Origin of the sequence: Cyanothece sp. BG0011, from assembly GCF_003013815.1 — a bacterium.
Lineage (GTDB): Bacteria > Cyanobacteriota > Cyanobacteriia > Cyanobacteriales > Microcystaceae > Crocosphaera.
In genome coordinates this window covers 1-25,418 of record NZ_PRLH01000060.1, presented here as the reverse complement: position 1 = coordinate 25,418, position 25,418 = coordinate 1, and the positions used below count along the sequence as shown (strand labels likewise).

General features: G+C 37.0%; 22 protein-coding genes and 1 pseudogene. 17 read left to right on the top strand and 6 right to left on the bottom strand.

Features of this window, described 5'->3' with window-relative positions; translation table 11 throughout:
* Together C4E06_RS09000 and C4E06_RS08995 are read left to right on the top strand one after the other, a co-directional pair.
* A pseudogene (locus tag C4E06_RS09000) lies at window positions 1–942 on the top strand (hypothetical protein); the annotation flags it as partial.
* Window positions 943–969: 27 nt separating this feature from the next.
* The gene (locus C4E06_RS08995) at window positions 970–1,590 is read left to right on the top strand and encodes an OmpA family protein (RefSeq protein WP_107667771.1); all 621 of its coding nucleotides are present in this window, start codon (window positions 970–972) and stop codon (window positions 1,588–1,590) included.
* Window positions 1,591–1,625: 35 nt separating this feature from the next.
* On the opposite strand, the gene C4E06_RS08990 is transcribed toward C4E06_RS08995, so the two are convergent.
* The gene (locus C4E06_RS08990) at window positions 1,626–2,231 is read right to left on the bottom strand and encodes a Uma2 family endonuclease (protein WP_107667770.1); all 606 of its coding nucleotides are present in this window, start codon (window positions 2,229–2,231) and stop codon (window positions 1,626–1,628) included.
* Window positions 2,232–2,489: 258 nt separating this feature from the next.
* Here C4E06_RS08990 and gnd point away from each other — a divergent pair, with 258 nt between their 5' ends.
* The 4 genes from gnd to C4E06_RS08970 all read left to right on the top strand — a co-directional run bounded on the left by gnd (window position 2,490) and on the right by C4E06_RS08970 (window position 8,611).
* Entirely contained in the window at window positions 2,490–3,911 is a 1,422-nt protein-coding gene (gene gnd / locus C4E06_RS08985) for a decarboxylating NADP(+)-dependent phosphogluconate dehydrogenase (RefSeq protein ID WP_107667769.1), read from the top strand.
* 232 nt (window positions 3,912–4,143) lie between these two features.
* Window positions 4,144–5,895: a CHASE2 domain-containing protein gene (locus tag C4E06_RS08980; RefSeq protein ID WP_198648449.1), complete on the top strand. Its 1,752-nt coding sequence runs from the start codon at window positions 4,144–4,146 to the stop codon at window positions 5,893–5,895.
* A 250-nt stretch (window positions 5,896–6,145) separates the two neighbouring features.
* Window positions 6,146–7,702, top strand: coding sequence for a hypothetical protein (locus C4E06_RS08975; protein ID WP_107667767.1), 1,557 nt, complete (start codon window positions 6,146–6,148; stop codon window positions 7,700–7,702).
* Between the two features lie 306 nt (window positions 7,703–8,008).
* Window positions 8,009–8,611, top strand: a complete 603-nt coding sequence (locus C4E06_RS08970; protein WP_107667766.1) for a hypothetical protein — start codon at window positions 8,009–8,011, stop codon at window positions 8,609–8,611.
* Window positions 8,612–8,735: 124 nt separating this feature from the next.
* On the opposite strand, the gene C4E06_RS08965 is transcribed toward C4E06_RS08970, so the two are convergent.
* Window positions 8,736–9,134, bottom strand: a complete 399-nt coding sequence (locus C4E06_RS08965; protein WP_107667765.1) for a zf-TFIIB domain-containing protein — start codon at window positions 9,132–9,134, stop codon at window positions 8,736–8,738.
* Between the two features lie 87 nt (window positions 9,135–9,221).
* On the opposite strand from C4E06_RS08965, the gene coaE reads away from it, so the two are divergent.
* On the top strand, window positions 9,222–9,818 hold the full coding sequence (coaE, locus tag C4E06_RS08960; protein ID WP_107667764.1) for a dephospho-CoA kinase: 597 nt from the start codon (window positions 9,222–9,224) through the stop codon (window positions 9,816–9,818).
* Window positions 9,819–9,946: 128 nt separating this feature from the next.
* On the opposite strand, the gene C4E06_RS08955 is transcribed toward coaE, so the two are convergent.
* Entirely contained in the window at window positions 9,947–10,798 is an 852-nt protein-coding gene (locus C4E06_RS08955; RefSeq protein ID WP_107667763.1) for a WecB/TagA/CpsF family glycosyltransferase, read from the bottom strand.
* 241 nt (window positions 10,799–11,039) lie between these two features.
* Between C4E06_RS08955 and C4E06_RS08950 the strand changes: the two genes are divergently transcribed.
* On the top strand, window positions 11,040–12,356 hold the full coding sequence (locus C4E06_RS08950) for a glycoside hydrolase family 15 protein (RefSeq protein ID WP_107667762.1): 1,317 nt from the start codon (window positions 11,040–11,042) through the stop codon (window positions 12,354–12,356).
* Between the two features lie 3 nt (window positions 12,357–12,359).
* On the opposite strand, the gene C4E06_RS08945 is transcribed toward C4E06_RS08950, so the two are convergent.
* Window positions 12,360–12,866 (bottom strand): hypothetical protein, encoded by a 507-nt coding sequence (locus tag C4E06_RS08945; protein ID WP_107667761.1) that lies wholly within the window; start codon window positions 12,864–12,866, stop codon window positions 12,360–12,362.
* Between the two features lie 120 nt (window positions 12,867–12,986).
* On the opposite strand from C4E06_RS08945, the gene C4E06_RS08940 reads away from it, so the two are divergent.
* Window positions 12,987–13,460, top strand: coding sequence for a DUF4079 domain-containing protein (locus tag C4E06_RS08940; RefSeq protein WP_107667760.1), 474 nt, complete (start codon window positions 12,987–12,989; stop codon window positions 13,458–13,460).
* A 57-nt stretch (window positions 13,461–13,517) separates the two neighbouring features.
* On the opposite strand, the gene C4E06_RS08935 is transcribed toward C4E06_RS08940, so the two are convergent.
* On the bottom strand, window positions 13,518–14,078 hold the full coding sequence (locus C4E06_RS08935) for a DUF2854 domain-containing protein (RefSeq protein ID WP_107667759.1): 561 nt from the start codon (window positions 14,076–14,078) through the stop codon (window positions 13,518–13,520).
* Between the two features lie 179 nt (window positions 14,079–14,257).
* Between C4E06_RS08935 and C4E06_RS27745 the strand changes: the two genes are divergently transcribed.
* Window positions 14,258–14,434, top strand: coding sequence for a hypothetical protein (locus C4E06_RS27745; RefSeq protein WP_198648447.1), 177 nt, complete (start codon window positions 14,258–14,260; stop codon window positions 14,432–14,434).
* 77 nt (window positions 14,435–14,511) lie between these two features.
* Complete coding sequence (locus C4E06_RS08930) at window positions 14,512–16,089, top strand: rhomboid family intramembrane serine protease (protein WP_107667758.1); 1,578 nt, start codon at window positions 14,512–14,514, stop codon at window positions 16,087–16,089.
* 83 nt (window positions 16,090–16,172) lie between these two features.
* Here C4E06_RS08930 and C4E06_RS08925 read toward each other — a convergent pair whose 3' ends face one another.
* Window positions 16,173–16,391, bottom strand: coding sequence for a hypothetical protein (locus C4E06_RS08925; protein ID WP_107667757.1), 219 nt, complete (start codon window positions 16,389–16,391; stop codon window positions 16,173–16,175).
* A gap of 218 nt (window positions 16,392–16,609) precedes the next feature.
* Between C4E06_RS08925 and C4E06_RS08920 the strand changes: the two genes are divergently transcribed.
* The 6 genes from C4E06_RS08920 to C4E06_RS08895 all read left to right on the top strand — a co-directional run.
* On the top strand, window positions 16,610–17,539 hold the full coding sequence (locus C4E06_RS08920) for a LysR family transcriptional regulator (protein WP_107667756.1): 930 nt from the start codon (window positions 16,610–16,612) through the stop codon (window positions 17,537–17,539).
* A gap of 111 nt (window positions 17,540–17,650) precedes the next feature.
* Window positions 17,651–19,531 (top strand): phosphodiester glycosidase family protein, encoded by a 1,881-nt coding sequence (locus tag C4E06_RS08915; protein WP_107667755.1) that lies wholly within the window; start codon window positions 17,651–17,653, stop codon window positions 19,529–19,531.
* Window positions 19,532–19,788: 257 nt separating this feature from the next.
* Window positions 19,789–20,274, top strand: coding sequence for an MEKHLA domain-containing protein (locus C4E06_RS08910; protein WP_107667754.1), 486 nt, complete (start codon window positions 19,789–19,791; stop codon window positions 20,272–20,274).
* A gap of 410 nt (window positions 20,275–20,684) precedes the next feature.
* A complete protein-coding gene (gene sufD / locus C4E06_RS08905) occupies window positions 20,685–22,034 on the top strand; it encodes a Fe-S cluster assembly protein SufD (RefSeq protein ID WP_107667753.1) in 1,350 nt (449 codons plus the stop codon).
* Between the two features lie 40 nt (window positions 22,035–22,074).
* Entirely contained in the window at window positions 22,075–23,337 is a 1,263-nt protein-coding gene (locus C4E06_RS08900) for a SufS family cysteine desulfurase (RefSeq protein WP_107667752.1), read from the top strand.
* A gap of 182 nt (window positions 23,338–23,519) precedes the next feature.
* The coding region (locus C4E06_RS08895) for a glycosyltransferase (RefSeq protein WP_107667751.1) at window positions 23,520–25,418 on the top strand (1,899 nt) is incomplete at its 3' end.

Genomic DNA, 25,418 nt, shown 5'->3' with positions numbered 1-25,418 from the left:
ACTCAAGCTGTTAAATCATCTCTAGGAAGTGTCGCCGATCAAATTGCAGAAGGAAACAAAGAAGCGACTAACTTAGCTAAACAAGTTTATGAACGTTTTACAGAAACTGCTGGAACATTAGATCGAGGTGCAGATACTTTTTATCAAGCATCTTTACGGTTAGAAAAACAAGTAAATTCTCTTAAAGATATTGTCCAACATGAGAATTTTGTTAAATATGCTCAAACGCTAGAAAATAGTTCAAACTCTTTTTTTAAAGCAGCTAATACAATTAACAATAGTAAATTTTCAGATAAATTAGTATCTGCTACTAATAATTTAGAAAATACTCAAGAGCAATTTTCTCAAACAATAATAATGGTTAGTGAATTAATTGAAAAAATAGAATCAACAATTACTAATCTTCAGCATTCCGTTACAGAAATTTCACAATTAGGTGGTCAAATTAATGAAGTTAATCAACAATCACGAGAATTAATTACCTTAAATAAAGAATCCCTAGAAAAAGAATCAACAGCATTACAAACTATCGGCGATCGCTTAATTAATAGTTTAGAAACTCAAACCAATAGTAACCAACAAAATAACCAATCTTTAATAGAATTACACCAACAATCACAACAACTGATAGAATTAAATAAAACGTCTCTAGAAAGAGAATCGACAGCATTACAAAATGTATGCGATCGCTTAATGAGTAGTTTAGAGAATCAAACGAATAGTACCTCTCAAAATTTAATGAACTTGGGAGATAGATTAACCAAAAATCTGATACAAGAAAATGGAAGAACTAACTATCAAGTTGAAATTATTGCCGAAAAAGTAGAAAAATCAGCTTTAGCTTTAAAAGAAATTGAATCAATATTACAGCAACTTAACACAACCTTCACATCAAACAATAATCGTTCTCCTTTTGATAATCTAGGAAATTTTAATCTTTAAATAAACTATTAAAAATTGCATTAATTTATGTCTAAAAGATACCGAAATATCAAAGAAATTGAAGAACTCAATGTATTTTCTTCTTTTGCTGATTTAATGTCTAATGCGTTTATGATCCTTAGCTTTTTATTACTAATTGCTTTTTTTCATGTTCTTAACTTAAATAAAAGATTACAATCAGCTTCTCCTATTATTATTGCTGAAAACTCAGGAAAGTTTCAATTTCCTTCGGGTAGTGCGGAATTAACCCCACAATTAAAACAATATCTTGTGACTGAAATTACACCAAACATTGAGAAAATTGTGGAAGAAAGAGACATTGATTTTATTCAAGTGATTGGTCATACTGATGGACAAGCTAATAATCAATATAGTAATCTAGATCAACACTTAGAAAAAGTTGCTAATGGTCAAGAATTTGTTAACATTTTAAACCCTGGATCAAATACTGATCTAGGATTAATGAGAGCCTTATCTGTTGTCCAAGAATTACAAAAAAATCCTAATTTAAAAACCGTTGAATTAAGAGCTTATTCCGCAGCACAATTATATTTACCTACAGGAAAATTATCTTCTCCTGATCGTAACTCAGATCCAAGTAGAAGACGCATCGAAATACGTTTTATTCCTCCTGGACAAACACAATAATTAATTTTTCTAGAATTTTCTGAGCATACTATTATTCAAATTGTAGAAATATGGTTTAAAAATTCTGCTTCAATAATTAGAGGACTTTTAGTCAATCCTTGATTAACAAATTTTTCTAATATTTCGGATGTCAAATTAGATAAACATTGACTCTGATTAATTTTCCTATATCCTTCATTTTGTAGTTCATAAAAAGTAATTTTCTCATTTTTCCAAAACCAAACTTCTTTAATACCTATCGCTTGATATTTATTAAGATCATCAAGACTACCACTAGAAAAGATAACTTCAATCACTAAATCAGGAATATCTTTATCAGTATTGAAAGCAAAACTAACATCAGGTTCTTTTCCTGCTAATGGTTTATTTTCTAACCGAGTAGAACCCATCGGAAAATAAAGTAAATTAAACTTTCTACAATAAGCAACTATTAAAATAGCAATGGTTTGAGCAATTCTTTCATAATTTTTGCTAGGGGACACTAAAGTAATGACTCCATTAAAATAAGAAATTCTATAACCTAAGTATTCTTCTGAATTAAATTGTTCATAATCTGTCCAAGTCATCCCTGCAAAACTAAGCGTTTGATCTTGTTTTTCAAGGTGTTCAATATTTAGGGGAAATTTTGCATTGATTAACATAGTCTTTTTTTATATTGTTTCAATTGATGATTCTTGCTTATCAACAACAAAATAAATCTATTCCTTTGAATGGGAATTTTTAACTATTTTGTATAAACGATCGCAGTTTCAAGATGATTACTTAAGATTCTCTGTAGAGAACCTAGTCCACCAAAAAAACGGGGTTAAACTGATCAGTGGTGTTCCCTAGACACTTCAACAGTCAAACAAGATCAAAGTTCTCTTGATCAAACAACCCGTAGAGTTGGTAGGAATTATATGACAAAGCGAACCTTTGGTGTCATCGGCTTGGCGGTGATGGGAGAAAATCTCGCCCTCAATGTCGAAAGTCGCGGTTTCCCCATTGCTGTATACAATCGTACAGCCAGTAAAACAGAAGAATTCATGAAAACTCGGGCCCAAGGCAAAGATGTCAAGGCGGCCTATTCATTAGAAGAATTTGTACAAATCCTAGAACGTCCCCGTAAAATCTTAGTAATGGTAAAAGCAGGCGCGCCTGTTGACTATGTTATCGAAGATTTAAAACCCCTTCTCGAAGAAGGAGATATGATCATCGATGGCGGTAACTCCCTTTACGAAGATACCGAAAGACGGACCAAAGACTTAGAATCAACCGGTTTAGGTTTCGTGGGCATGGGTGTCAGTGGCGGTGAAGAAGGTGCCTTAAACGGTCCTAGCTTAATGCCTGGCGGTACCAAAGCAGCCTACGAAGAATTAGAACCCATTTTAACTAAAATTGCTGCACAGGTAGATGATGGTCCCTGTGTTACTTTTGTTGGACCCGGTGGTGCTGGCCACTATGTAAAAATGGTTCACAATGGTATTGAGTACGGCGATATGCAGTTAATTGCAGAAGCCTACGACATCATGAAAAATGCCCTGGGCCTCAGCAATGAAGAATTACACGAAGTGTTCAAAGAGTGGAACACCACCGATGAGCTTAATTCTTTCTTAATTGAAATTACCGCCGATATCTTCAAATATGTCGATCCTGATAGCAACAAGCATCTTGTTGACCTCATTTTAGACTCTGCTGGTCAAAAAGGTACCGGTCGCTGGACGGTGGTAAGCTCTTTAGAGTTAGGGGTTCCCATTCCCACCATGTACGCTGCGGTGAATGCACGGGTGATGTCTTCCTACAAAGAAGAAAGAAAGGCCGCTTCTCAACAGTTAACCGGTCCTGAAATCAAGTTTGATGGAGACAAAAAAGCCTTTATTGACAAGGTAAGAGACGCTCTCTACTGCTCTAAGATGTGTTCCTATGCTCAAGGAATGGCTTTAATTGCTAAAGCCTCTGCTGAGTATTACAACAATCAAGTTAGCTTACCCGAATCTGCCCGTATTTGGAAAGGGGGTTGTATTATTCGTGCTGGCTTCTTAGATAAGATTAAGAAGGCATTTGTGGATAATCCCAATTTACCTAACCTACTCTTAGCCCCTGAGTTTAAGCAAACTATCTTAGATCGTCAAGACGCATGGCGCGAAGTGCTTGTCTTGGCTAATAAAGTCGGTATTGCTGTTCCTGCTTTTAGTTCTTCTTTAGACTACTTTGATAGCTATCGTCGCGCTGATTTACCTCAAAACTTAACCCAAGCGCAAAGAGACTACTTCGGGGCGCACACCTATGAACGGGTTGATAAGCCTAAAGGCGAATCTTTCCATACCGAGTGGGCTGCTTAATCTATCCTACTAATGCTAATAGAGTGGTTGACCTTTCTTAGTTAAGAAGAGTCCTCAATCAACTCAATACAGATCCTCTTACATTTCCCCAATTTTTCAAGTTGGGGATTTTTTTTGATAAACGGATTTATTATTAAGTGAAAAGGGTTAAAATATCTTTATATCGTTGTTTTAAAGCCAACTTTTACAGATATTTTAGTTTTAATCATCTACTTTGTATAAAAAGTATAATATGTTCACAGCCTTAGCAGAAAAATTGTATCGATGGCGCAAAATGCTACTTATCCCACCTACCGTCACAGGATTGGTGATTGGTATTAGTTTGACAGGGATATTAGAACCCTTAGAATTATTGACCTTTGATCAATTTTTTCGCTGGCGATCGCACTTATCGAGTGAATCAGAAAAACAAGATCCCAGAATTGTCATTATTACCGTTGACGAAGCAGATATTAGCACCTTACAACAATGGCCCCTTTCTGATGCTAAACTGGCTCAACTGATTAACATTGTTAAACAAGAAACTCCTCGAGTCATTGGCTTAAATATTTTTCGAGATTTTCCCATTGAACCCGGCTCCGATGCTTTAAACCAAGTCTTGAACACAACTCCCAATTTAATTGGTATAGAAAAAGTTATTGGCAATACAATTAAACCTCCTGAAATTTTATCTCAGTCAAAGCAAGTTGGTTTTGTTGATTTAGTGATTGATAGCGATGGAAAAGTACGACGAGATTTAATTACCATAACCTCTGAAGGGTTTGGACAAAAATTAAGCTTTGCTATGACTTTAGCGTTAAGTTATCTTCAACAAGATAATATTCTTGCTCACTCAGGTGATTCCTCTGAAGAAGAGATTATTATCGGAAACGCCCGCTTATTTCCTCTTGATAAAAATGCTGGAAATTATATCAATATTGATAATGGAGGTTATCAAATTTTACTTAATTATCGTGGCGGTAGAGAAAAGTTTCAAACCATTTCTATTTTAGATGTTTTCACTCAACAATATCCAGAGGACTTTTTTGATGATCGTCTAGTGTTAATCGGTGTAACTGCCGACAGTGTTAGCACTTCTTTTTTGACTCCTTACCATCCTTCTTATCCCATCTCCGGCACCCTAATTCAAGCTAACGCCATTAGTCAAATATTAAATGCTGCTTTAGACGATCGCCCTTTACTTAAAGTGTGGTCAGATCCCTTTGAATGGCTATGGATTTTAACCTGTACAACAACAGGAATGTTGGTCACTTATATTGCATTAACTAAAAATACGTTTCAATATAATAGTGTTATCAAATGGCTGTTATTTATTCTGAATAATTGTTGGTTGGGATTATTATTATTGAGTGGTAGTTATTTTCTATTTTTACAAGGTTGGTGGGTTCCAACCATTACCCCTTTAATAGCTGTTTTTGGCTCATCAGTAATTATCTTAGTTGATAAGTGGAAATATTTAGCCACCTTTGATACATTAACAAAAGTTCCTAATCGTCTCTATTTTGATAAAGTTTTAGAACAAACACGGTTATTACGTCACTTATATCGTAAACAAACTTCATTAATTTTATGTGATGTTGATCATTTTAAACAATACAATGATACTTATGGACATCCGGCCGGCGATCGCTGTTTAAAAAAGGTAGCGCAAGGCATACGAATGGCCATTCGCCACACTGATTTTCTCGCCCGTTATGGGGGAGAAGAATTTGCTATTATTTTACCTAAAACTGATATAGAGGAAGCTAAAAAAATTGCTCAAAGAATCTTAGAAAAAGTAACTTCCTTGAAGATTTCTCATAAAACTTCTTCCACTAAGGATTATGTGACGATTAGCTGTGGTATTTCTAGTTTATTGATTCAGGATCACTTATCAACTAAAAGATTAATTAAGCAAGCAGACAAAGCCCTTTATAAGGCAAAACAACAAGGTAGAAATAGAGTGATTGTCTATGAACCTTCTCTCGTTACTGATGAGAAGTAATTAAACGATTAATTCAGGGAAATACTTGAGAATTTTTGATTAAACCCTGCCCCTAACCCCCCTGCCCCTAACCCCCCCTGCCCCTAACCCCCCCTGCCCCCCTTATAAAGGGGGGTGTGGGGGGTTAGGGGGGTGTGTGGGGTGGGGGATGGAGGGAGGTGCAAGATGTGAGTTAACGGTTAGAGTTTTTGCAACGCAACTGATATAGTCAAAGATAGACCGAATCTTGCCACCATAAGGAGAGTAAACAGTGTTTGGGTTGAATCAGCGATCGCCATTGATCAAAGTCCTGTCTAGTTCTATTCTCGTTGGTCTTTTAAGTTGGGGGTTACTAGGGTGTAGCGATCGCCTTACAGCGTCTTCCCCAGTCATAGAACCCTCTCCCGTTCCTGTTACCACCACTAAATTCACAGAAGTCGCCCCCCCAACGGTGATCCAAGAACTAAAAGAGGTTTTAGCCCAATATCATCCCCAAGTGAGCATTATTAGTCCTAAACCTCAGCAAATGTTCTCAGAAACCACTGTACCGGTGCAACTAGAGGTGAAAGACTATCCCCTCTTTAAAGACGAAACCCTAGGACTCGGACCCCATTTACACCTTTTTGTGGATAATCAACCCTATCGGGCGGTTTATAATCTTGATGAACCGATTATTTTAGAAGATTTAACCCCAGGAACCCATACCATTCGCGTGTTTGCCTCTCGTCCTTGGCACGAAAGTTTTAAAAATGAAGGGGCCTATGCACAAACTACTTTTAGTGTGTTTACAGAAACCGAAGATAACTCCCCCTCTTCTTCTCTTCCTCTCCTTACTTACAGTCGCCCCCAGGGAAGTTACGGGGCTGAACCGATTATGTTAGATTTTTATCTAACCAATGCACCCTTACATTTTATTGCTCAAAGTGATCCTAATGATGAGATTATAGACTGGCGCATTAAAGCCACCATCAATGGAGAAAGTTTTTTAATCGATACGTGGCAACCGATTTATTTAAAAGGGTTTGAACCTGGGAAAAACTGGGTACAGTTAGAATTTATTGACGAACAAGGCAAGGAAGTTAATAACGCCTTTAATGATACTGTTCGAGTCATTACCTATGAACCCAATGGAGAAGATACCCTCTCTAAACTGATACGGGGAGAACTGTCTGTTGAGGTTGCCCGTTCTGTTGTTGATCCTAACTATATTTATACGTTAGAACCCGAACCCATTGAAGAAGAAACACCTCCCCCCACAGTAGAAGAAACCAGAGAACCTCAAGAACCAGTTGAAGAGTCTGCTTCTGAACCCATCATCAGTCCTACTTCTGAAAACACCACTGAAGAAGATACCGAACCATTACCGATTTCTGATGATACCATTACCCGAGAAACTGAAATGATAGAATCTGGATCTCCTTCTCCAGAAACAATTATCCAACAAACCGAAACGATAGAACCATTACCTGCTTCTGATGAAACCATTACTCAAGAAACTGAAAACCCAGAACCATTACCCGTTTCCTCGGAAACTGTAACCCCCTCTAAGACTGAAAACGTAACAGAGGAACCCGAAACTATCGTCGAACCCACTGAACCAGAAAACGACACCACCGTAACGAATGATGACATCTCTCTTCAAGACTCATCAGAGACGGTAACACAAGACACTTCAACGCCCTTATCCGAAACGATTCAACCTGAGACAGTAACCCCCTCGTCTCAAGAACTTCCTCAGGCCAATAAAGTTCAATGGGTGCAAAAATTAGTGGATTTCTTCAAAAATATCGATTTCAGTGGCATTTTAGACAAATTAAACCCTAGTTAAGCCAACAAGTTCGATCAAAATAAAATCCTCTTGCCTACCCCCCCACACCCCCCACACCCCCTGCCCCCCTTTTAAAGGGGGGTGTGGGGGGTGTGGGGCTAAGGGGTTGGGGAATTATCGAAGGTGCAAGATTTGAGATCTACGCCTCTAGACAGACTGTTTTTCTCAACGAATTCTCCACACTTATAAAAGGATAGTTAAAATTCTAGGCCCCTACCTGGGAACTAAACTATCCTTAAAAGTGTCAAAGAACAGTTTACCCAATTATAGTTTACCCAATTAGGTTGGAGTGAGGTCATCGTGTTTATGAAACACTCAAATATGTTAGCAGGATTAGCCCTCGGCTTATCCTTACTGGGGATTTCCCCTGCTCAAGCAGAACCTGCTCAAGAAGAGGTTCTTGTTAGTCAATTACGAGGTCATGTTCTCCAAGATCCCATCGATGTTTATCGTGCCGATTGGTTAGAATTCAAATTTGAAGACTATATCATCGGTCGTATTCGTGGTGTTACCGGAGACGTAGCTCAAGTTCAAATCATTTCTGCTGGTCAGGAAAAAAATGCTCACGTCAGAATGAATTATGACGTTGGCTTGACCACAGGAGAACGGGACGTTTGGCACGTTACCGCTCAAATGCCTGGTTACTGGCCTACTTTAGTTGCTGGTGCCGATGTCATCATGAGAGAAGAAGACGGTAAATGGGTTATTATTAGTGACCAAAGACCTGACCTGGATGTCTATGTTGCTGAAGCTCGTCCCCGTTGGGTATCTCGTTTAGATTTACGGGAAGTTCCCTTAGTAACCAGAACCGATATTACTTGGGATCGTCCTGATGTCAGTTTACCTCCTATGGAAGAAAATCAAGCTGAAATTGCGCCTCCTCCTGAGCCTGTTCCTGGTATGTGGTAAGGTTGGTGTTATCAGGGAGTTAGAGAATTTGGTGACAAGAGCAAAATTTAATTATTGGTAAAACCAAGGCGGTACTTTCAAACACATTGTTAAGTATCGCCTTTAACTTTTTGCACGAGAGTGATTATTTTTTCTTAAAGCTAAACAGATTCAAGGCTTTGGATAATAATTTAGGATGAGCAAAGTTATCTTTAAATTTTTTGAATTCCCCGGCATCGAACCAAATGCCTTGACATTGAGGACAGGTTTCGTACCAAATAGGATGTTTATCAATATCAAACATTTTGATCATGGCCAGATCACAATGGGGGCAAAACACATCCGTTTCTAAAACTTCTTTGTCATTTTCTTGACTTAAGTGTCCAATATCAATTTTTTCTGAACCTCTGAGCTTTTTAAGGTTTTCAGCTTCTGATGAGTCAAACCAAATCCCACTACATTGACAACAGCGATCGACTTCGATACCCTCATAAATAATTGGTTCTAGTTTTCCTCTACACTTAGGACACCTTAATACCTTCATAACAGTTTCATTTTTCTAGGGTATGTCAAGTTTATCAGCTTTTTTTTAGAATCCTTGAAAATTCTAGGCTTATTTTAGTTTTTGACCATGAATGAACGCTCAAAACGCATTATTGGGTTAACCGGAGGAATCGCAACAGGAAAAAGTACGGTTTCTCATTATTTAGCCACTGTTTGCCATATTCAGGTTTTAGATGCTGATACTTACGCTAGGGAAGCGGTTGAAAAAAATTCTCCTATTTTACAAACGATTAAAGAGCGATATGGCTCCGATATTTGTTTCGAGAACGGGGAATTAAATCGTAAGAAATTAGGTAATCTTATTTTTAATAATTCGAGAGAAAAACAATGGTTAGAATGTCAAATTCATCCCTATGTTAGACAACGATTTCAAGAAGAAATTAAACAATCTCAACAGGAGATTATTCTCTTAGATATTCCGTTATTATTTGAATCTCAATTAACCCATTTAGTAACAGAAATTTGGGTGGTTTACTGTTCTTATGAACAACAATTACAACGATTAATGAATAGGAACCACTTAAGTGAAGAAGAGGCGATCGCTCGCATTAAAAGCCAGTTGCCCATTGAAGATAAAGTTAAAAAGGCTGATGTGGTTCTTGATAATTCTTCTACACTAGAAGACTTGTATCAACAAATTGAGCAAATAATTAAAAATAATTAATCTTATTATAACAGTTACTATACTTGGGAAGTACAAAGTTTTGTAGTTTTAGGGAATAGGGAACAGATAAGAAATTAAAAGCGTACCATTAGGAACTTGGCCGAAGCCTCATGAGGCTGAGAAACGCTTTAAAAAGCTATTTTAGTTAACATTAAAAGAGTGATCCACAATCTAATTAGTGTCAACTTCTTCTGACTAATTTTTTGAGAGGATTGTCTAAAAAAAAAAGGTTGTGCAGAAGCTATACTCTTCATTTTTTGACGCATCACTAAACCAAAGAATGGCATACTTTCAATTAGATAACGTTTCCAAAGCCGTTTAGGTTCAGACAATAAACGATATAACCATTCTAATCCTGCTTCACTCATCCATTTAGGAGAACGGGATTTATATCCTGCTTCAAAATCAATTGTCGCACCGATCGCTAAAAATATTTTTACCCCAGGCAATTGGTGTCTATAACGATTAATCCATTTTTCTTGTTTGGGCGCACCTAACCCCACAGCCAAAACAGTAGCCCCCGATGCTCTGATTTTCTCTAGAATTCTTTGACATTCTTCTTCATCCTTCTCAAAACCATAAGCAGGGGAATAACAATCTACAATAATATTTCTGCCCACTTTGTTGTTAATTTTTTCTTGGGCAATCTTGGCTACCCCTTCTTGGGCCCCTAACAAAAAGATTTTGATGTTTTCGTTCTCTTTGTTGTATTCATAGAAAGCCGGAAACAAATCCGATCCCGAAATTTTTTCTTGAATGGGTGTCCCTAAGAAATAGGAGGCAAACTGAATTATTTTACTGTCACATATTCGATAATCTGACTGCTGATAGACATCCCTCAATTCAGCATCTTTACGGAGTTTCATTAGGTGATCTACATTAGGGGTGACGACAACGCCCCCTTGATGATTCAGAGAGTTGAGTAGTTCTCGGATTGAAAGATTATGAATAGCGACATCAAGAATGTTAACAGTCTTCATAGGATATACGTAGGATCTAGTTATTTTCCCCTACTCCTATTATCCGTGGTTGACGTTAGCGTTGATGTTAGCGTTAATGTTAGCGTTATGTATAACTTCGTGTATCACTTAGAATGATCAGAGGTTTTACCTAAAGTCCAGTCTTGTTAATGATCAATAATAATACACCTGATCTCTGATGGTTACACTTATTCAATTATTAGTTACCCGTTACATAATATAGTTTTCTCACGGCAAAAAAATAATGATTATTCATAATCAAACCATTGGTCAGTTAATTACTTCGGATTACTCTTTATCTCATATTCAAGGGATTACTCAACTGTTAGAACAACACAAAACCTTTGAGTTTCCTCGTTTAGATAATGGCTTGTTTCCGGCTGCTGTGGTTATCTCCGATACTGAATATACAGGATATAGCAATGTTTGGGTTAGGGATAATATTTACTTAGCTTATACTCATTATGTTTGTGGTCAAATCCAGATAGCAGTTAAAACTGTTCATACTTTAATGCAATATTTCCAGACTCATCGATCGCGGTTTTTAAATATTATTGCTGGCCAAGTGGATAAAGATGAAATGATGCAGCGTCCCCATATTCGTTTTCAGGGAGAAACTTTAGCAGAAATTGACCAAGAATGGAACCATGGTCAAAATGATGCTTTGGGATATTTTGTCTGGTTTTATTGTAAATTAGTCCGAGAAAAAAGACTCAATACAACCATTGAACAATTAGAAACGATCAGTCTTTTTGTGGCTTATTTTCATACCATTGAATATTGGCAAGATGAAGATAGCGGACATTGGGAAGAAGAAACCAAAATTGAAGCCTCTAGTATTGGGGTAGTTATAGCTGGTTTAACTGAGTTTAAACGATTGTTTCAAGAATTACCGTTAACTAATGATTTAAAAGGAAATGATACAGTAATTAATCTTGAGTTGATTAATGAATTAATCGCAAAAGGTAAAGAAGAACTAGCTAAAATTTTACCCTCAGAATGTATTCAAGAACAACCGAAACAACGCCGCTATGACTCCGCTTTACTGTTTTTAATTTATCCCCTGCAAATGATTAAAGGAGAAATGGCTGAGAGAATTCTTAACGATGTCATTGAAAATTTAAAAGGAGATTATGGAATTAGACGCTATTTAAAAGATTCTTTTTGGTGTAAAAACTATAAAGAAGTTCCTTCTGAAATTCGGACAACCCTTTCCACCGATAGAGAACAATGGTTTAAAGAGAATAACCGAGAATTACAATTAGGAGAAGAAGCCCAATGGTGCATTTTTGATCCCATTATTTCTGCTATTTTTGGGGTTAAATTTCAACAAACACAAGAGAAAAACTATCTAGAACAACAAACTTATTATCTTAATCGTTCTTTAGGGCAAATTACCGCCTCAGATAGTCCCTTTGGTGGCTTTAAATGTCCTGAATTATACTACTTAGAAAAAGAAGCTTATGTCCCAGGAGATGCCACTCCTTTATTATGGACACAAGCTAATCTGAGAGTGGCTTTAGAAATGATGAAACGCTCTTTATCAATTGATCATTAATAATTATTTCAACTGTGATAACCCATTGAGATCAAACTTTTCTAACCAAGCTTGGCGATCGCCTTCAGAAAACCCCGGATCGCGAGACAATACTTTAACTTGATAGCGATCGCCTACTAATACGGCCGTTCCGGTACTCCCTTGGGAAACCGCAGGATAACCCCCAATACTCTGGGTACTTTTTTCAAATTTTTTGGCTGCACTGGGATTATTGAGAGTATCAGAAATGGCTAACATGGCCATCTCTTTACCGTCTTTTTTCAATTTCGCTTCTGCAAATCCTTTTTTCTCTTGGGTATAAACACGCTCATATCCGCCACCAGAAGGGGGGAAAAACTGATTAAAACTGCCCCCTGACTCTGATTCTTTAACCACTGCACTACTGCCTCTTTGAGTGCTTTCTTGTTGCGCTTGGTCAAATCTTGATGGGGCTTGAGTGGCACAAGAGGTTAATAGTAATAAAACACTAAGAGAGAAAACAATAAAAACTTGACGTATTTTGAACAACATTTTTCACTGACTCCTTAAATTTTTAGTTTATCTTCGATTGTGTCAAACGACTTATTAGTCTACAATTTATGTTAAGTTAAGTTTTGTAACTGACTCTTACACCTTGTTAGGGAACACTTTATGACCATAGATATTCCAGAACCCATAAAAGTGTGGTCACAGTTTGGCCATCCTATCCTCATGTGGATTTTATTCGCCTTAACCCTTTATGCTCTATATTTAGGGATTCAATGGCGACGGACTCGCTTTGCTGAAAAAGATACCAAAAAAGATTTATTAAAAAAAGATTTTCGCACTCGACATTATCAATTAGGTTCTTTGCTCTTAGGTTTAATGGTATTAGGCAACCTCGGTGGTATGGCGGTTACCTATATCAACAATGGTAAATTATTCGTCGGCCCCCATTTATTAGTGGGTTTAACCATGACTGGGTTAATTGCGGTTTCGGCTTCTCTGTCTCCTCTTATGCAGAAAGGTAATGAGTTAGCCCGTTACACCCATATTACCCTGAATACGGCTATTGTCGGTTTATTCGGTTGGCAAGCCTTTAGTGGCATGGAAATTGTCCAAAAAATCCTTGATAAAATGTCTTAAATTCATCCACTTAATTAACTCGGTAACAGGAATCAGTTATTTCCTGTTACCTTTGTTTTAACTTTCTGCGGTCTTCCCTAAACTAATTAAGAAAACATCGACTTTATTATCTTCTTTGCCGTCAATGGTTACTGAGATACCGGGACCAAAAAACTTGGTAATTTTTTCTTTTTTTTCTTGCCAAGTTTCTAAGGAAATAAAAGGAGATTCAAATTCTAATATTAAAGCATAATTGCCCTCAAGGTTTTCTTCTCGAATGGCCACTAAAATCGGTCTATCTTCGTCCGTAGGACTTAATCCTAACCGTTCGAGAGAGTCATCAAGATGGGCTTCTTGTCCATAACGATAACGGGTGACATCTTTACGAATTTGATCTTGAGTTGGGGTGGCTTTTTCTTCCCTTAAAGCTATAATTTCTGCTGATGGGACTTGACTATAGGGAATGGGTTTAAGTTCGGCCGCCTTTAGGGCCAGTCCCCCTAATAAAATGGGGACTCCATAGAAAAATCCGGCTAAATTAAGGGTAGGATTATCCATGGCATAGGCGACAAAACCAATGATGGTTAATATGCCTCCCACTGTCAGTCCGATTCTAGCTAATGAAAGTTTCCTTAACATAAAATTCCTGTATTTTGCGATCGCTTTAAATTTTATTATCCTCGTGATGGGTACTTAAGAAAAGAGGGAAACCCTTAAATCAGAAATAATTGATTTTTTAGAGAATTTTGGGTGAATGCTAGATCAGAAGACTCAAGATTGTTTATCCTATAGTTAGTGTTCACTTTAGGATCAAAGGAATGGATAAAGAAACAATTCAAGAACAGGTCAAATTAATTGAAAGTAAACGAGGCTTTTTAGTTGAACTTTTGGAAAAACCCGATTTAGGCATTTTACGAGTGGATGTTAAACAAGCCCTCGAAGAACTTGATGAATTAATTGAAGAGTTTGAATTGACGTTTCCTGCTAATTCTTAAATTCTCTTTCTCCTAAAAGCGACAGTCTATGATTTTATTACTGTCGCTTTTATTTTTTACTCTCACAGCACTTAAGAATGATCGATATTAATATTCTTATTATTATAACAGTTTTTTCCACTTGTTTAGTTACTATCATACAAACGTTTCAAGGCATTCTTACTAAAAATGATGGATGGATAATTATTGCTTTTTCCATTATTCTAGTGACGGCTTTATTATTAGTTTTTCATCTCAATTTAAGTGCTTGGATAGGGGGAAGTTTATTGATAATTTTCTTACTGATTCCTCAGTGGGGATTACGTCGGATTAATCGTTTATTTGAAATTCAAAACTATCACCAATCTCGGCGACTTTTATCTAAATTGATGGTTTTACATTTTACTCCCTATTGGCAAAACTATTATCGGTTATTATTGGCTTTAGAATTAGCTGACAAGGGCAATAGAAAAAAAGCGATTAATTTGTTGAATAAAAATAATAATACTCTCCCTATATTTTCTCATTATTATCAACTCTTTACTTATGAAATTTTGGGAGATTGGCAGAGTTGTTTACAGTGGTTTAATTATCAACTTGAGCAAAAAATATTATGGCGAGATCCTCTTTTACTTACTTATTATATCAGAACTTTGGGAGAAACAGGGGAATTAAATCAATTATTTCAAAATCTTTTAAAAGTTCAGTCTGTTTTATTAAAATACAAAAAATACTCTTATATTTCTCGGATTAAATTATCTGCCTTTGCTTTTTCGGGTCAATTTTTAGCAGTCAAAAAGTTGTTGCAATCTGAATTATCTTTTTATCCGAAATATTTACAGGAATTTTGGTTAGTAACAGCCAAGACAGTCAGGGATCAAAATAAAAATAATTACAAAATTATACTTCAAAAATACTTACAGGATCATCATCTATTAAAGTCATCTATCCAATGGAGAATCAAACAAAGATCAATTCCTTTTTTAAATAAAATCAAAAACAGTAACTATAAAATTCTTTTTCAACTTAATTTTAAAGAAAAACCAATGAAGGAAAATTATAAAACTTTTAATTTTAAAATACAAAAATTTACGCTATTTTTTATTATCCTTAATTCTTTAGGATTTATGACAGAAATTAGCTTTGGTGGTAGTGAAAACCTTGAAAGTTTATATCAACTCGGCGCGTTAGTGCCTATGGTTGTCTGGCAAGGTGAATTTTGGCGGTTAGTTACTGCTAACTTTCTACATTATGGATGGGGACATTTTTTAATGAATATGTTTGCCCTTTATATTATCGGTAATTTAGTTGAATCTTTGAGCAATAAATATCATTATATTATCATTTATATTTTGAGTGGAGTGGGGTCTATGTTTATCTTTTCTTATGTGGCTCTTTATGCTAATAAACTAGATTATATTGTTGTTGGTGCTTCTGCTTCTATCATGGGATTAGTAGGGAGTTTAACTGCCATTTTTTTAAGAAAATGGTTACAGGATAAATCAGCGATTAACCGTAAAAGACTACTTATCATGATCATGGTTATTAGTTTACAATTGGTCTCTGATACCCTTATTCCTCAAGTGAGTATGCTAAGTCATTTATTCGGTTTGTTGATTGGGTTTGCTCTAGAAAATCTGGGCTATTTTTTGCTTAATAGAAAAACCCATCCTTAAAATTTCCAAGTTGAGAGGAGACAGAAGTTAGATGATTGCTAAACTCCTGACTTTATCTAAGCAAAGGTGTTATTTTTAAGGTATTATTTTATAGGATTATAATAATCATTCTCGTGTACTTTACCAATGGTTTCTTGATCTTGATTGATACAGCCCGATTTTTTGGCATAATTACAAACCCTAGCCCATAACCGGGCCCGAGTCCCCACTGGACCCGACGAAAAAATAACTCTATCACCTCCGATACTTCGGATAATTTTGACACCACACACGGGACAAATTTCTACGTTAGAATTAGACATAGGTATTTATTACTAGCAATATAACTCTCTGGGGAGAGGATACAACGAGTTGAGTCAGAAAACAGTTGTTTATGTTACATTAATCCTTCGGTTAAGAATAGACTTATTTCAACCTCAGTTTGATATACTATGGAATCAAGTCTATGATAAAAGATGTATCGCGCATCATAAAGACATATTTTCCTATCACTCACATCGCACATAAGAGGACAGAAGCATTGATACAAGCAACCTTACACCAGTTAAAGGTCTTTGAAGCGACAGCACGACATGGCAGTTTTACCCGTGCAGCCGAAGAGTTATTTATCACGCAACCGACCGTCTCTAGTCAAATTAAACAACTCACCAAAACCATTGGCCTTCCCCTATTTGAGCAAATTGGTAAGCGTCTCTACCTCACAGAAGCAGGACAAGAACTATTGAGAACTTGCCAAGAAATTTTTGAAAGGTTAGATAATTTCGAGATGAAAGTGGCCGATTTAAAAGGCACTAAACAGGGACAATTACGTTTAGGGGTCATTACCACCGCTAAATACTTCATCCCGAGAATTTTAGGCTCTTTCTGCCAGCAATATCCAGGCATAGAAGTATCTCTTAAGGTCACCAATCATCAACAAATTCAGCGTAGAATGCTAGACAATGAAGATGATCTCTACATCGTCAGTAACCCTCCTCAAGCCTTAGATTTATCCACTCAACCCTTTTTAGATAACCCTTTAGTGGTCATTGCGCTCAAAAACCATCCTTTAGCGGGTAAACAAAACATTCCTATGAGTGCTTTAGAAGGAGAACCCTTTATTATGAGGGAAGAAGGTTCAGGCACCAGAAGAGCCGTCCAAAATCTTTTTGATGAACACAACATATCCGTTCATGTCAGATTAGAATTAGGCAGTAACGAAGCCATCAAACAAGCCATTGCTGGTGGTTTAGGCATTTCTGTTTTATCTCAACATACGTTGATTTCTGAAGGCATCGATAGTGAGTTAACGGTCTTAGACGTAGAGAATTTTCCCATTCAACGTCGTTGGTATGTCGCCTATCTAGGGGGTAAACAATTATCTGTCATTACCAAAGCCTTTCTCGATTATTTGTTAGAAGAAAGCCCTAACTTCTCAGTCCCCAGTATCAAAAAATTAGCTAACGTTTAATCATTGATCCTTCAAACCTTAAAAAGATTAAAGTCGACATCCGCTTCTCGGTTATCCTCAGCAAACCCTGTGTTACAATACTGCCAATTCATTGAGAACGAGGCGTGACGAGTGACGAAACTTCCCTGGTATCCATTGAGTCTTTTTTCGATTTCCCTAACCACAACGTTGTTAGTCTATTTGTGTTTTGGTAATTCACCCCCAACAGATACAGCCAAGGTTACCTTAACACCCACCATTGCAGCAGTAGAAGCCTCTAATTCTATTCAACAAGGACAAGACATTACGCTCAATGGCAAGACTTATAAGATTCCTTGGACTCAATGGCAACAGGGAGATAAAATACGCATCGGCATTAGTGATATTGGGGCCATGAATTTACTGGGTTTAGAATTACTCAGCACGAACGATCCTAGCTTACAACCGGTTCGTTGGTTTGGGACAAACTCAGGCCAACCTTTACCGGTTTTAGCTCGTTTTATTGCTCCTTATCGCTACTTGGATATTACTGAATTAATTCAATTAGCCGGTGGGGAATTACAAGTTAATAACAACACCTTAAACTTAAATTTTCCCCTAGCGCAAATTAATAACATTCGTCAAGGGAATCAAACCTGGGGAAAACGCATTGTTTTAGAGGTTGATCGTCCTACGGTTTGGCAAATTAGTCAGGCGAAAGGCCACGGTGTGGTCATGATTTCAGGGAAAGCGTCTCAAACCAAATTATCTGATTATAATACGTCTTCCTCTCCCAAACCTTTAATTAATACCGATGAAGATGATCTAGGGAGTGGCGTTTCTGTCCCCCTCGATTCTTCTTTATTTTCCCTAGAAGATACGGGAAATTTAACCAAGGTTCATGTTAATTTACCCACGGCACATGGTTTAAATGTATTTAGTTTATCGAACCCGAATCGTATCGTCATTGATGTTCGCAATGATGGGATGGTTCCGAAAGAAATTGTTTGGACTAAGGGAATTATTTGGCGACAACAATTAGTCACCATTAATAATGGGAGAAAACAAGAAACCTTTCCCGTCAATTGGTTAGAAATTAATCAGCGATCGCCGAATATTTCCCTTAAACCCATTACCACTAATGTTAACGGACAAACGGGAACCGCACCTTTAGTAACCACCGCTCAAAAATGGCAAGCGGCTGCTGCCATTAATGGGGGCTTTTTTAACCGTAACAATCAACTTCCCTTAGGGGCTATTCGTCAAGATAATAATTGGTTATCCAGTCCGATTTTGGGTCGGGGTGCCATTGGTTGGAACGAAAAAGGTCAAGTTCTCATGAATCGATTGGCTTTACAAGAAACCTTAATCACCGCAACAGGTAATAAAGTTCCCATTGCATTTTTAAATAGTGGCTATATTCAAGGGGGAGTCTCCCGTTATACCTCTGAATGGGGTCAAAGTTATACCCCTTTAAGCGATAATGAAACCATTATTTATGTGGAAAATAATCAAGTTATTTATCAAGAACAAGCAGGAAAAGCCGGCACGAAAGCTTATCCTATTCCGAGTAATGGCTATCTTTTAACCATTCGTAAAAATGCTGTTTCTCCTAATATTTTTGCTCGCGGTACAGGAGTGACTCTACAAAGTGATACTATCCCCACTGAATTTAATCAATTATCCCATATTTTAGGGGCCGGACCGTTATTAATGAGCAACCGCAGAGTTGTTTTAAATGCTGAGAGTGAAAAGTTTAGTAAAGGGTTTCAACAACAAAAAGCCTCTCGCAGTGCTATCGGACTGAGCCAACGAGGTACCATCATGTTAGTGGCTGTTCATACCCGTGTGGGAGGTAGTGGGGCAAGTTTAGACGAAATGGCCCTAATTATGGAACGTTTAGGGGCAACAGATGCCCTTAATCTCGATGGGGGAAGTTCGACGGGTTTAGTGTTAGGAGGACAGTTAATTGATCGCTCTCCTGTCACTGCAGCTAGAGTTCACAACGGTATCGGCGTATTTGTTAATCCCTAATTAAGCTATGCAAATCACAAGTATCTTAGTTAGGGTTGGGGGGAGCTCCGGAGACGGGCGACCCCGCGCCGTAAGACGGAGCGATTGATCAAGAAAATCGTGTAAAACACAAGTAATAATGAGAATACATAATATGACTATCTTCTCACGGTCTAAATTGTTTTTATTGGCTGTAAAACGATTTAAAAACATCTCCCCTACTCCCCACTCCCTGCTCCCCTGCAGTCTCAAATGGAACTTTAAATAATGAACAGCGTATGAATCATCAGCCTTGGCAACAAGAAACGGTTATCCAAAGAACACAGTTAATTCTCAGCAGTTTTGACCATTGGCTGGGTCATTCTTTGTTTGAACATTTTGGTATCATTGAGGTTAAGACCGATGCCATAGAAGTCTCACAACAACTGTTTGAAGCTGATTTTATTGTGGTTTCTCACGGGACTCAACACGATCCTATCTTTAATTACGGTAATCAGAAGGCGTTAGATATCTGGGAGTTAACTTGGTCTGAATTGCTCCAAACCCCCTCTAAGAAAACAGCAGAAGCCATCGAACAACAAGAACGCGATCGCCTTCTGGCCCAAACAACGGAAACAGGTTATTCCCGTTTCTCTACCATCCGTATTACTAAGACGGGTAAACGCTTTAAAATTAATAACGGTATTGTCTGGAATGTGATAGATGACCAACAAACTTATCAAGGTCAAGCTGCTGTTTATTCAGACTTTTATTTTTTACCTTAATCTACCCCTACCTAGACCCACACTTTCTCCACAATAACCTAACACTATCCATAAATATACAAAAAAGTAGTATGCCTTGTCAAGCCCATTCTCTCGTTGCTTATTGAAGATTTTTTGCAATAATTCTGTGGGGTACTTGAACAATTTCCGAAGCATTTTGTAGCAAAGACTACTATTTTTGCTCAAATTGTCCAAAAATCCTTTGATAAGAAATACAAATATAATACATACCCTTTTAACCTTAAGGAATTATTAGAAAAAGGAAAAAGCAACTTTAACAACATTTTTGTTGCTAAAGTATTGTAAAATGAATACAGACTCAGGTTGAGTCATGAGATTGCATTAACCGTTGAAACAGACGAAACCTGCAACAACAGAGAGTTTAACTGTCGATTATTGACCTTAACTGCATGAATAACCCAACCCTCGACAAAACCAGTCCAGAAACCTGCTTAAGTAATCTATTACAGCAGTGTCAAGCTAATGCGCCCATCATTGACACTGAGTATCTGCAAACCTTAAGGAAAAATGCCGTTTCTCAAGTTCAAGAATTAACCCTTCCGAGCAAAAAGGATGAAGAATGGCGGTTTACGGATTTATCAGACCTATACCAGTTAGCATTTCAAACAGCAAAAACTGAGACAGTTACTCCAACTATTATTGATAATTTTATCTTACCTGAAGCCCAACAAAGTTACCTCGTTTTTGTTAATGGGGAATACAATTCTGAATTATCTAATGTATCGAGTTTACCTGAAGATATTTATGTGGGTAACTTAAGCAATTTACCCGATACAAAAAATAGCAAAATTGCTGATTATTTAGGGAAACAAGAAGGAGAAAAAGACGCATTTACGGCCTTAAATACAGCCGGGTTTAGGGATGCTGCGGTGATTTGGGTTAACAAAAATATTGTCATTGAAACCCCCATTCAATTGCTCTTTCTTACCGTTGGAAATGAGACACCAACCTTAATCCAACCGAGAACATTAGTTATCGCCGAAACCGGGTCTAGTTTATCCTTTGTGGAGTATTATGCCACGGTTACAGATTCTTGTTCAGATGATGAAAAAAACCAACCTTATTTTACCAATTCTGTCACAGAAATTTGGTTAGATAATAATGCCCAAATCAATCACAGTCGCATTCAAAGAGAATTAGGAGATAGCTTTCACATTGGCAAGAGTGCCATCAGCCAAAATCAAGATAGTCACTACACTTGTAACGAAGTTAATTTAGGGGCAAAACTATCTCGTCATACCCTACAAATGTGGCAGCAAGGAACACAAACCGAAACCCATCTTAACGGGTTAACCATGATTGATCATGAGCAACTAGCGGATACGCATACAGCCGTTTGTCTCAATCATCCCTATGGGGTTACCCATCAATTACACAAGTGTATTATTGATGGTAATGGTCGAGGGGTTTTTAATGGCAAAATCTTCGTACCCAAACCAGCCCAATTAACTAACGCAACCCAGTTAAATCGCAACCTATTACTATCACCCAAAGCCCGAATTAATACCAAACCCGAACTACAAATTACCGCAGATAATGTTAAATGTTCCCACGGGGCAACCATTAGCCAATTAGAGGCCGATGAACTCTTTTATTTACAAAGTCGAGGCTTAAACGAAACCGATGCCCGTCATCTTTTAATTGATGCCTTTGCCACTGAAATTTTAGAACGAATTCCCCTTGAATCTCTGCAACAACGATTAACGCAATGTGTGGTATGTCGTACTGCAGAGGCGTAAATTTAGACCTCCAAAGATAAGAAAACTTCTGACTTCAATTATGACTGCTATTCAAGAAAAAACCCTAGCTTCAAAAGTCCGTGACGATTTCCCAATTTTACATCAAGAAATTCACGGTAAGCCCTTACTTTATTTAGATAGTGCTGCTACTTCTCAAAAACCGGTGGCGGTACTCGATGCCCTACGTCATTATTATGAAAAAGATAATGCCAATGTTCATCGTGGGGCCCATACCTTAAGTGTCAGGGCAACGGAAGCCTACGAAGGGGCAAGAGAGAAGATTGCTAACTTCGTTAAGGCCGCATCTCCAAAAGAAATTGTTTTCACCAGAAATGCCACCGAAGCCATTAACTTGGTTGCCTATAGTTGGGGTTTAAATCATCTTCAACCCGGCGATGAAATTATTACCTCAGTGATGGAACATCACAGTAATTTAGTTCCTTGGCAAATTATTGCTAAACAAACCGGGGCAGTCATCAAATATGTGCCATTAACTAAGAATGAAGAGTTCGATTTAGAGGCTTTCAAATCCTTATTATCGGAGAAAACTAAATTAGTTACAATTGTTCACGTTTCTAATACATTAGGCTGTCTTAATCCCGTTGAAGAAGTCATTCAATTAGCCCATGAAAAGGGAGTCAAAGTCTTAATTGATGCTTGTCAAAGTGTTCCCCATCTGCCCATTGATGTACAAGCCATGGACTGTGATTGGTTAGTGGCCAGTGGCCATAAAATGTGTGGTCCATCGGGGGTGGGTTTCTTATATGGAAAGCAAGCTATTTTAGAAGCCATGCCACCCTTTTTAGGGGGTGGAGAAATGATTGACGAAGTGTTTTTTGATGGCTTTACTTGCGGAGAATTACCCCATAAATTTGAAGCCGGAACCCCCGCCATTGGAGAAGCCATCGCCTTAGGGGCTGCTGTTGATTATTTAACCCAAATCGGCATGGATAAGATTCATGCTTATGAAGAAGAATTGACCGGTTATTTGTTTCGTAAATTAGCAGACGTTCCCAACCTCAGAATTTACGGACCCAAACCCACAAAAGAAGGAAAAGGAAGGGCGGCCTTAGCTGCATTTAACATAGAAGGAATTCACGGCAGTGACTTATCCACCCTTTTAGATCATGAAGGGGTTGCCATTCGTTCCGGACACCATTGTACCCAACCTTTACACCGTCTATTTGATGCCTCAGGAAGTGCGAGAGTCAGTTTATATTTTTATAATACTTATGAAGAAATTGACCAATTTGTCATGGTTTTAAAAGAAACTATTGATTTCTTTACTAATATGATGGGATAATAAATATATAGCCTGCGTTTTTGGGGGTGGGATTGTCCCACCTTTTTCATGCTTAAAATTTCAGTTAAATAAGATACATTTTATCTAGTTTGTTTCAAGAAATTCTCATTTTTTTCTCACCATAATTTAAGATATGAATGATTAGAATAGAAATATTACTCTTATCTCTTATCTAATCACTCATGTTTAGAAGCGTTGACAATCAACCCGATCCAACAACTCAGAAAAAATCCAGATTACAATTGCTTCTCAGCAATGTATCTCAACCACCTCTCATTTTTATATTATTAGCAATCGTTGGCTTTTTGATAGCCATTGCTTTATTTTCCTGTTTAAGAGAGGTCACTGTCGGGTTAGAGGAGATTTATTTATATATACCTACGCTTATTTTAGTTATTCTAACTCAAATTATCATGAAATTATCCCCTAGTTCTAAAGCTTGGTCACGGGGATTAATTGTTACTATTTTAATGACATTAACCCTTCGTTATTTATATTGGCGATCGCTATCAACCTTAAATTTATCTAATATAACTAATAGTATTTTTAGTTTACTCTTATTAGGGATAGAAATACTATTCACCTTTGGCACATTATTGCAACTTTACCTAACCTTAAAAATCAAAGATCGTCGTCATCAAGCTGCTGAACTTTCCCGTGATGTTATCAATCATCAGTTTATCCCTTCTGTTGCGATTTTAATTACCACTTATAACGAACCAATATTTATTCTTAGACGAACCATTTTAGGCTGTCAAAACATCAATTATCCTCATAAAAATATCTATTTATTAGATGATGGAAGACGACAAGAAATGAAGCAATTAACAGAAGTCTTAGGATGCAAGTATATTACCAGAGAAAATAATAATGGTGCCAAGGCCGGTAATTTAAACAATGCACTCAGTCAAATTAATGAAGAATTAATAGCTGTTTTTGATGCAGACTTTATCCCTTCTATTAATTTCTTAAATCGAACTGTGGGCTTTTTTCAAAGTTCAAAAATTGCCTTAGTTCAAACGAATCAGAACTTTTATAATATTGACCCAATCGCCCGTAACTTAGGACTAGAAAAAGAGTTGACCGATGAAGTCGAAATATTTTCCCGTCACTATCAGTTAATTAGAGATTCTATTGAGACAATGGTTTGTTATGGAAGTTCATTTATTGTTAGAAAAAGTTATCTTGACGACATAGGTGGGTTTGTCACAGAATCGGTTAGTGAGGATTATTATACTGGGATAAAATTGAGTGCAAAAGGTTATAAATGTATTTATTTAGATGAAAAATTGAGCGCAGGATTAGCACCCGAAAATATTTCAGGCCGTTTATCGCAAAGATTAAGATGGAGTCGAGGAACCTTACAAGCATTTTTTGTTAATGCGAATCCCTTAACTATTCCTGGTTTAACTTTAATACAAAGGTTAGCCCATTTTGAAGGCATCTTACAATGGTTTGGTGAAATTCCGCGAATAATATTCTTATTATTCCCCTTATTAATCACTTGTTTCGGCATTACTCCTTTAAAATTAACCTTAGTTGGATGGTTAACTTATGGCTTACCTTACTATTTATTAACTTGGCAAACCTACCGATGGATTAATCGTTATTCTCGTTCTGCAATTCTCTCTGATTTATATTCAGTGAGTCAATGTATTCCGTTAGCAACTAATGTATTTAAAGTCCTTTCTCGTCCCTTTTCTGAAGGGTTTAAAGTAACTCCCAAAGGATTATCACAAGAACGTTTTATCTTTAATGAAAAATTGGCTTATCCTCTCTTTATTTTATTAGCATTAAATTGTCTTAGTCTTAGTTATAGTATGTTTCTAGTTTTTAGCAATAATTCTAGTCTAGTTGAAACCCAGTTATTGGGAGGATTACAATTAATTTGGTTATTTAATTTATATAATATTCTGATGTTGATTATTTCATTGTATATGATGGTAGATGCACCAAAAGCTGATATTTATCATTGGTTAACGGTTAGAAAAGAGATCAGTATCTTTGAATTAAATTCTTATTCTAACACAAAAGGTTTAATCACTAAATTATCAGAGATAGGAGGTGAAATCAAAGTAAAC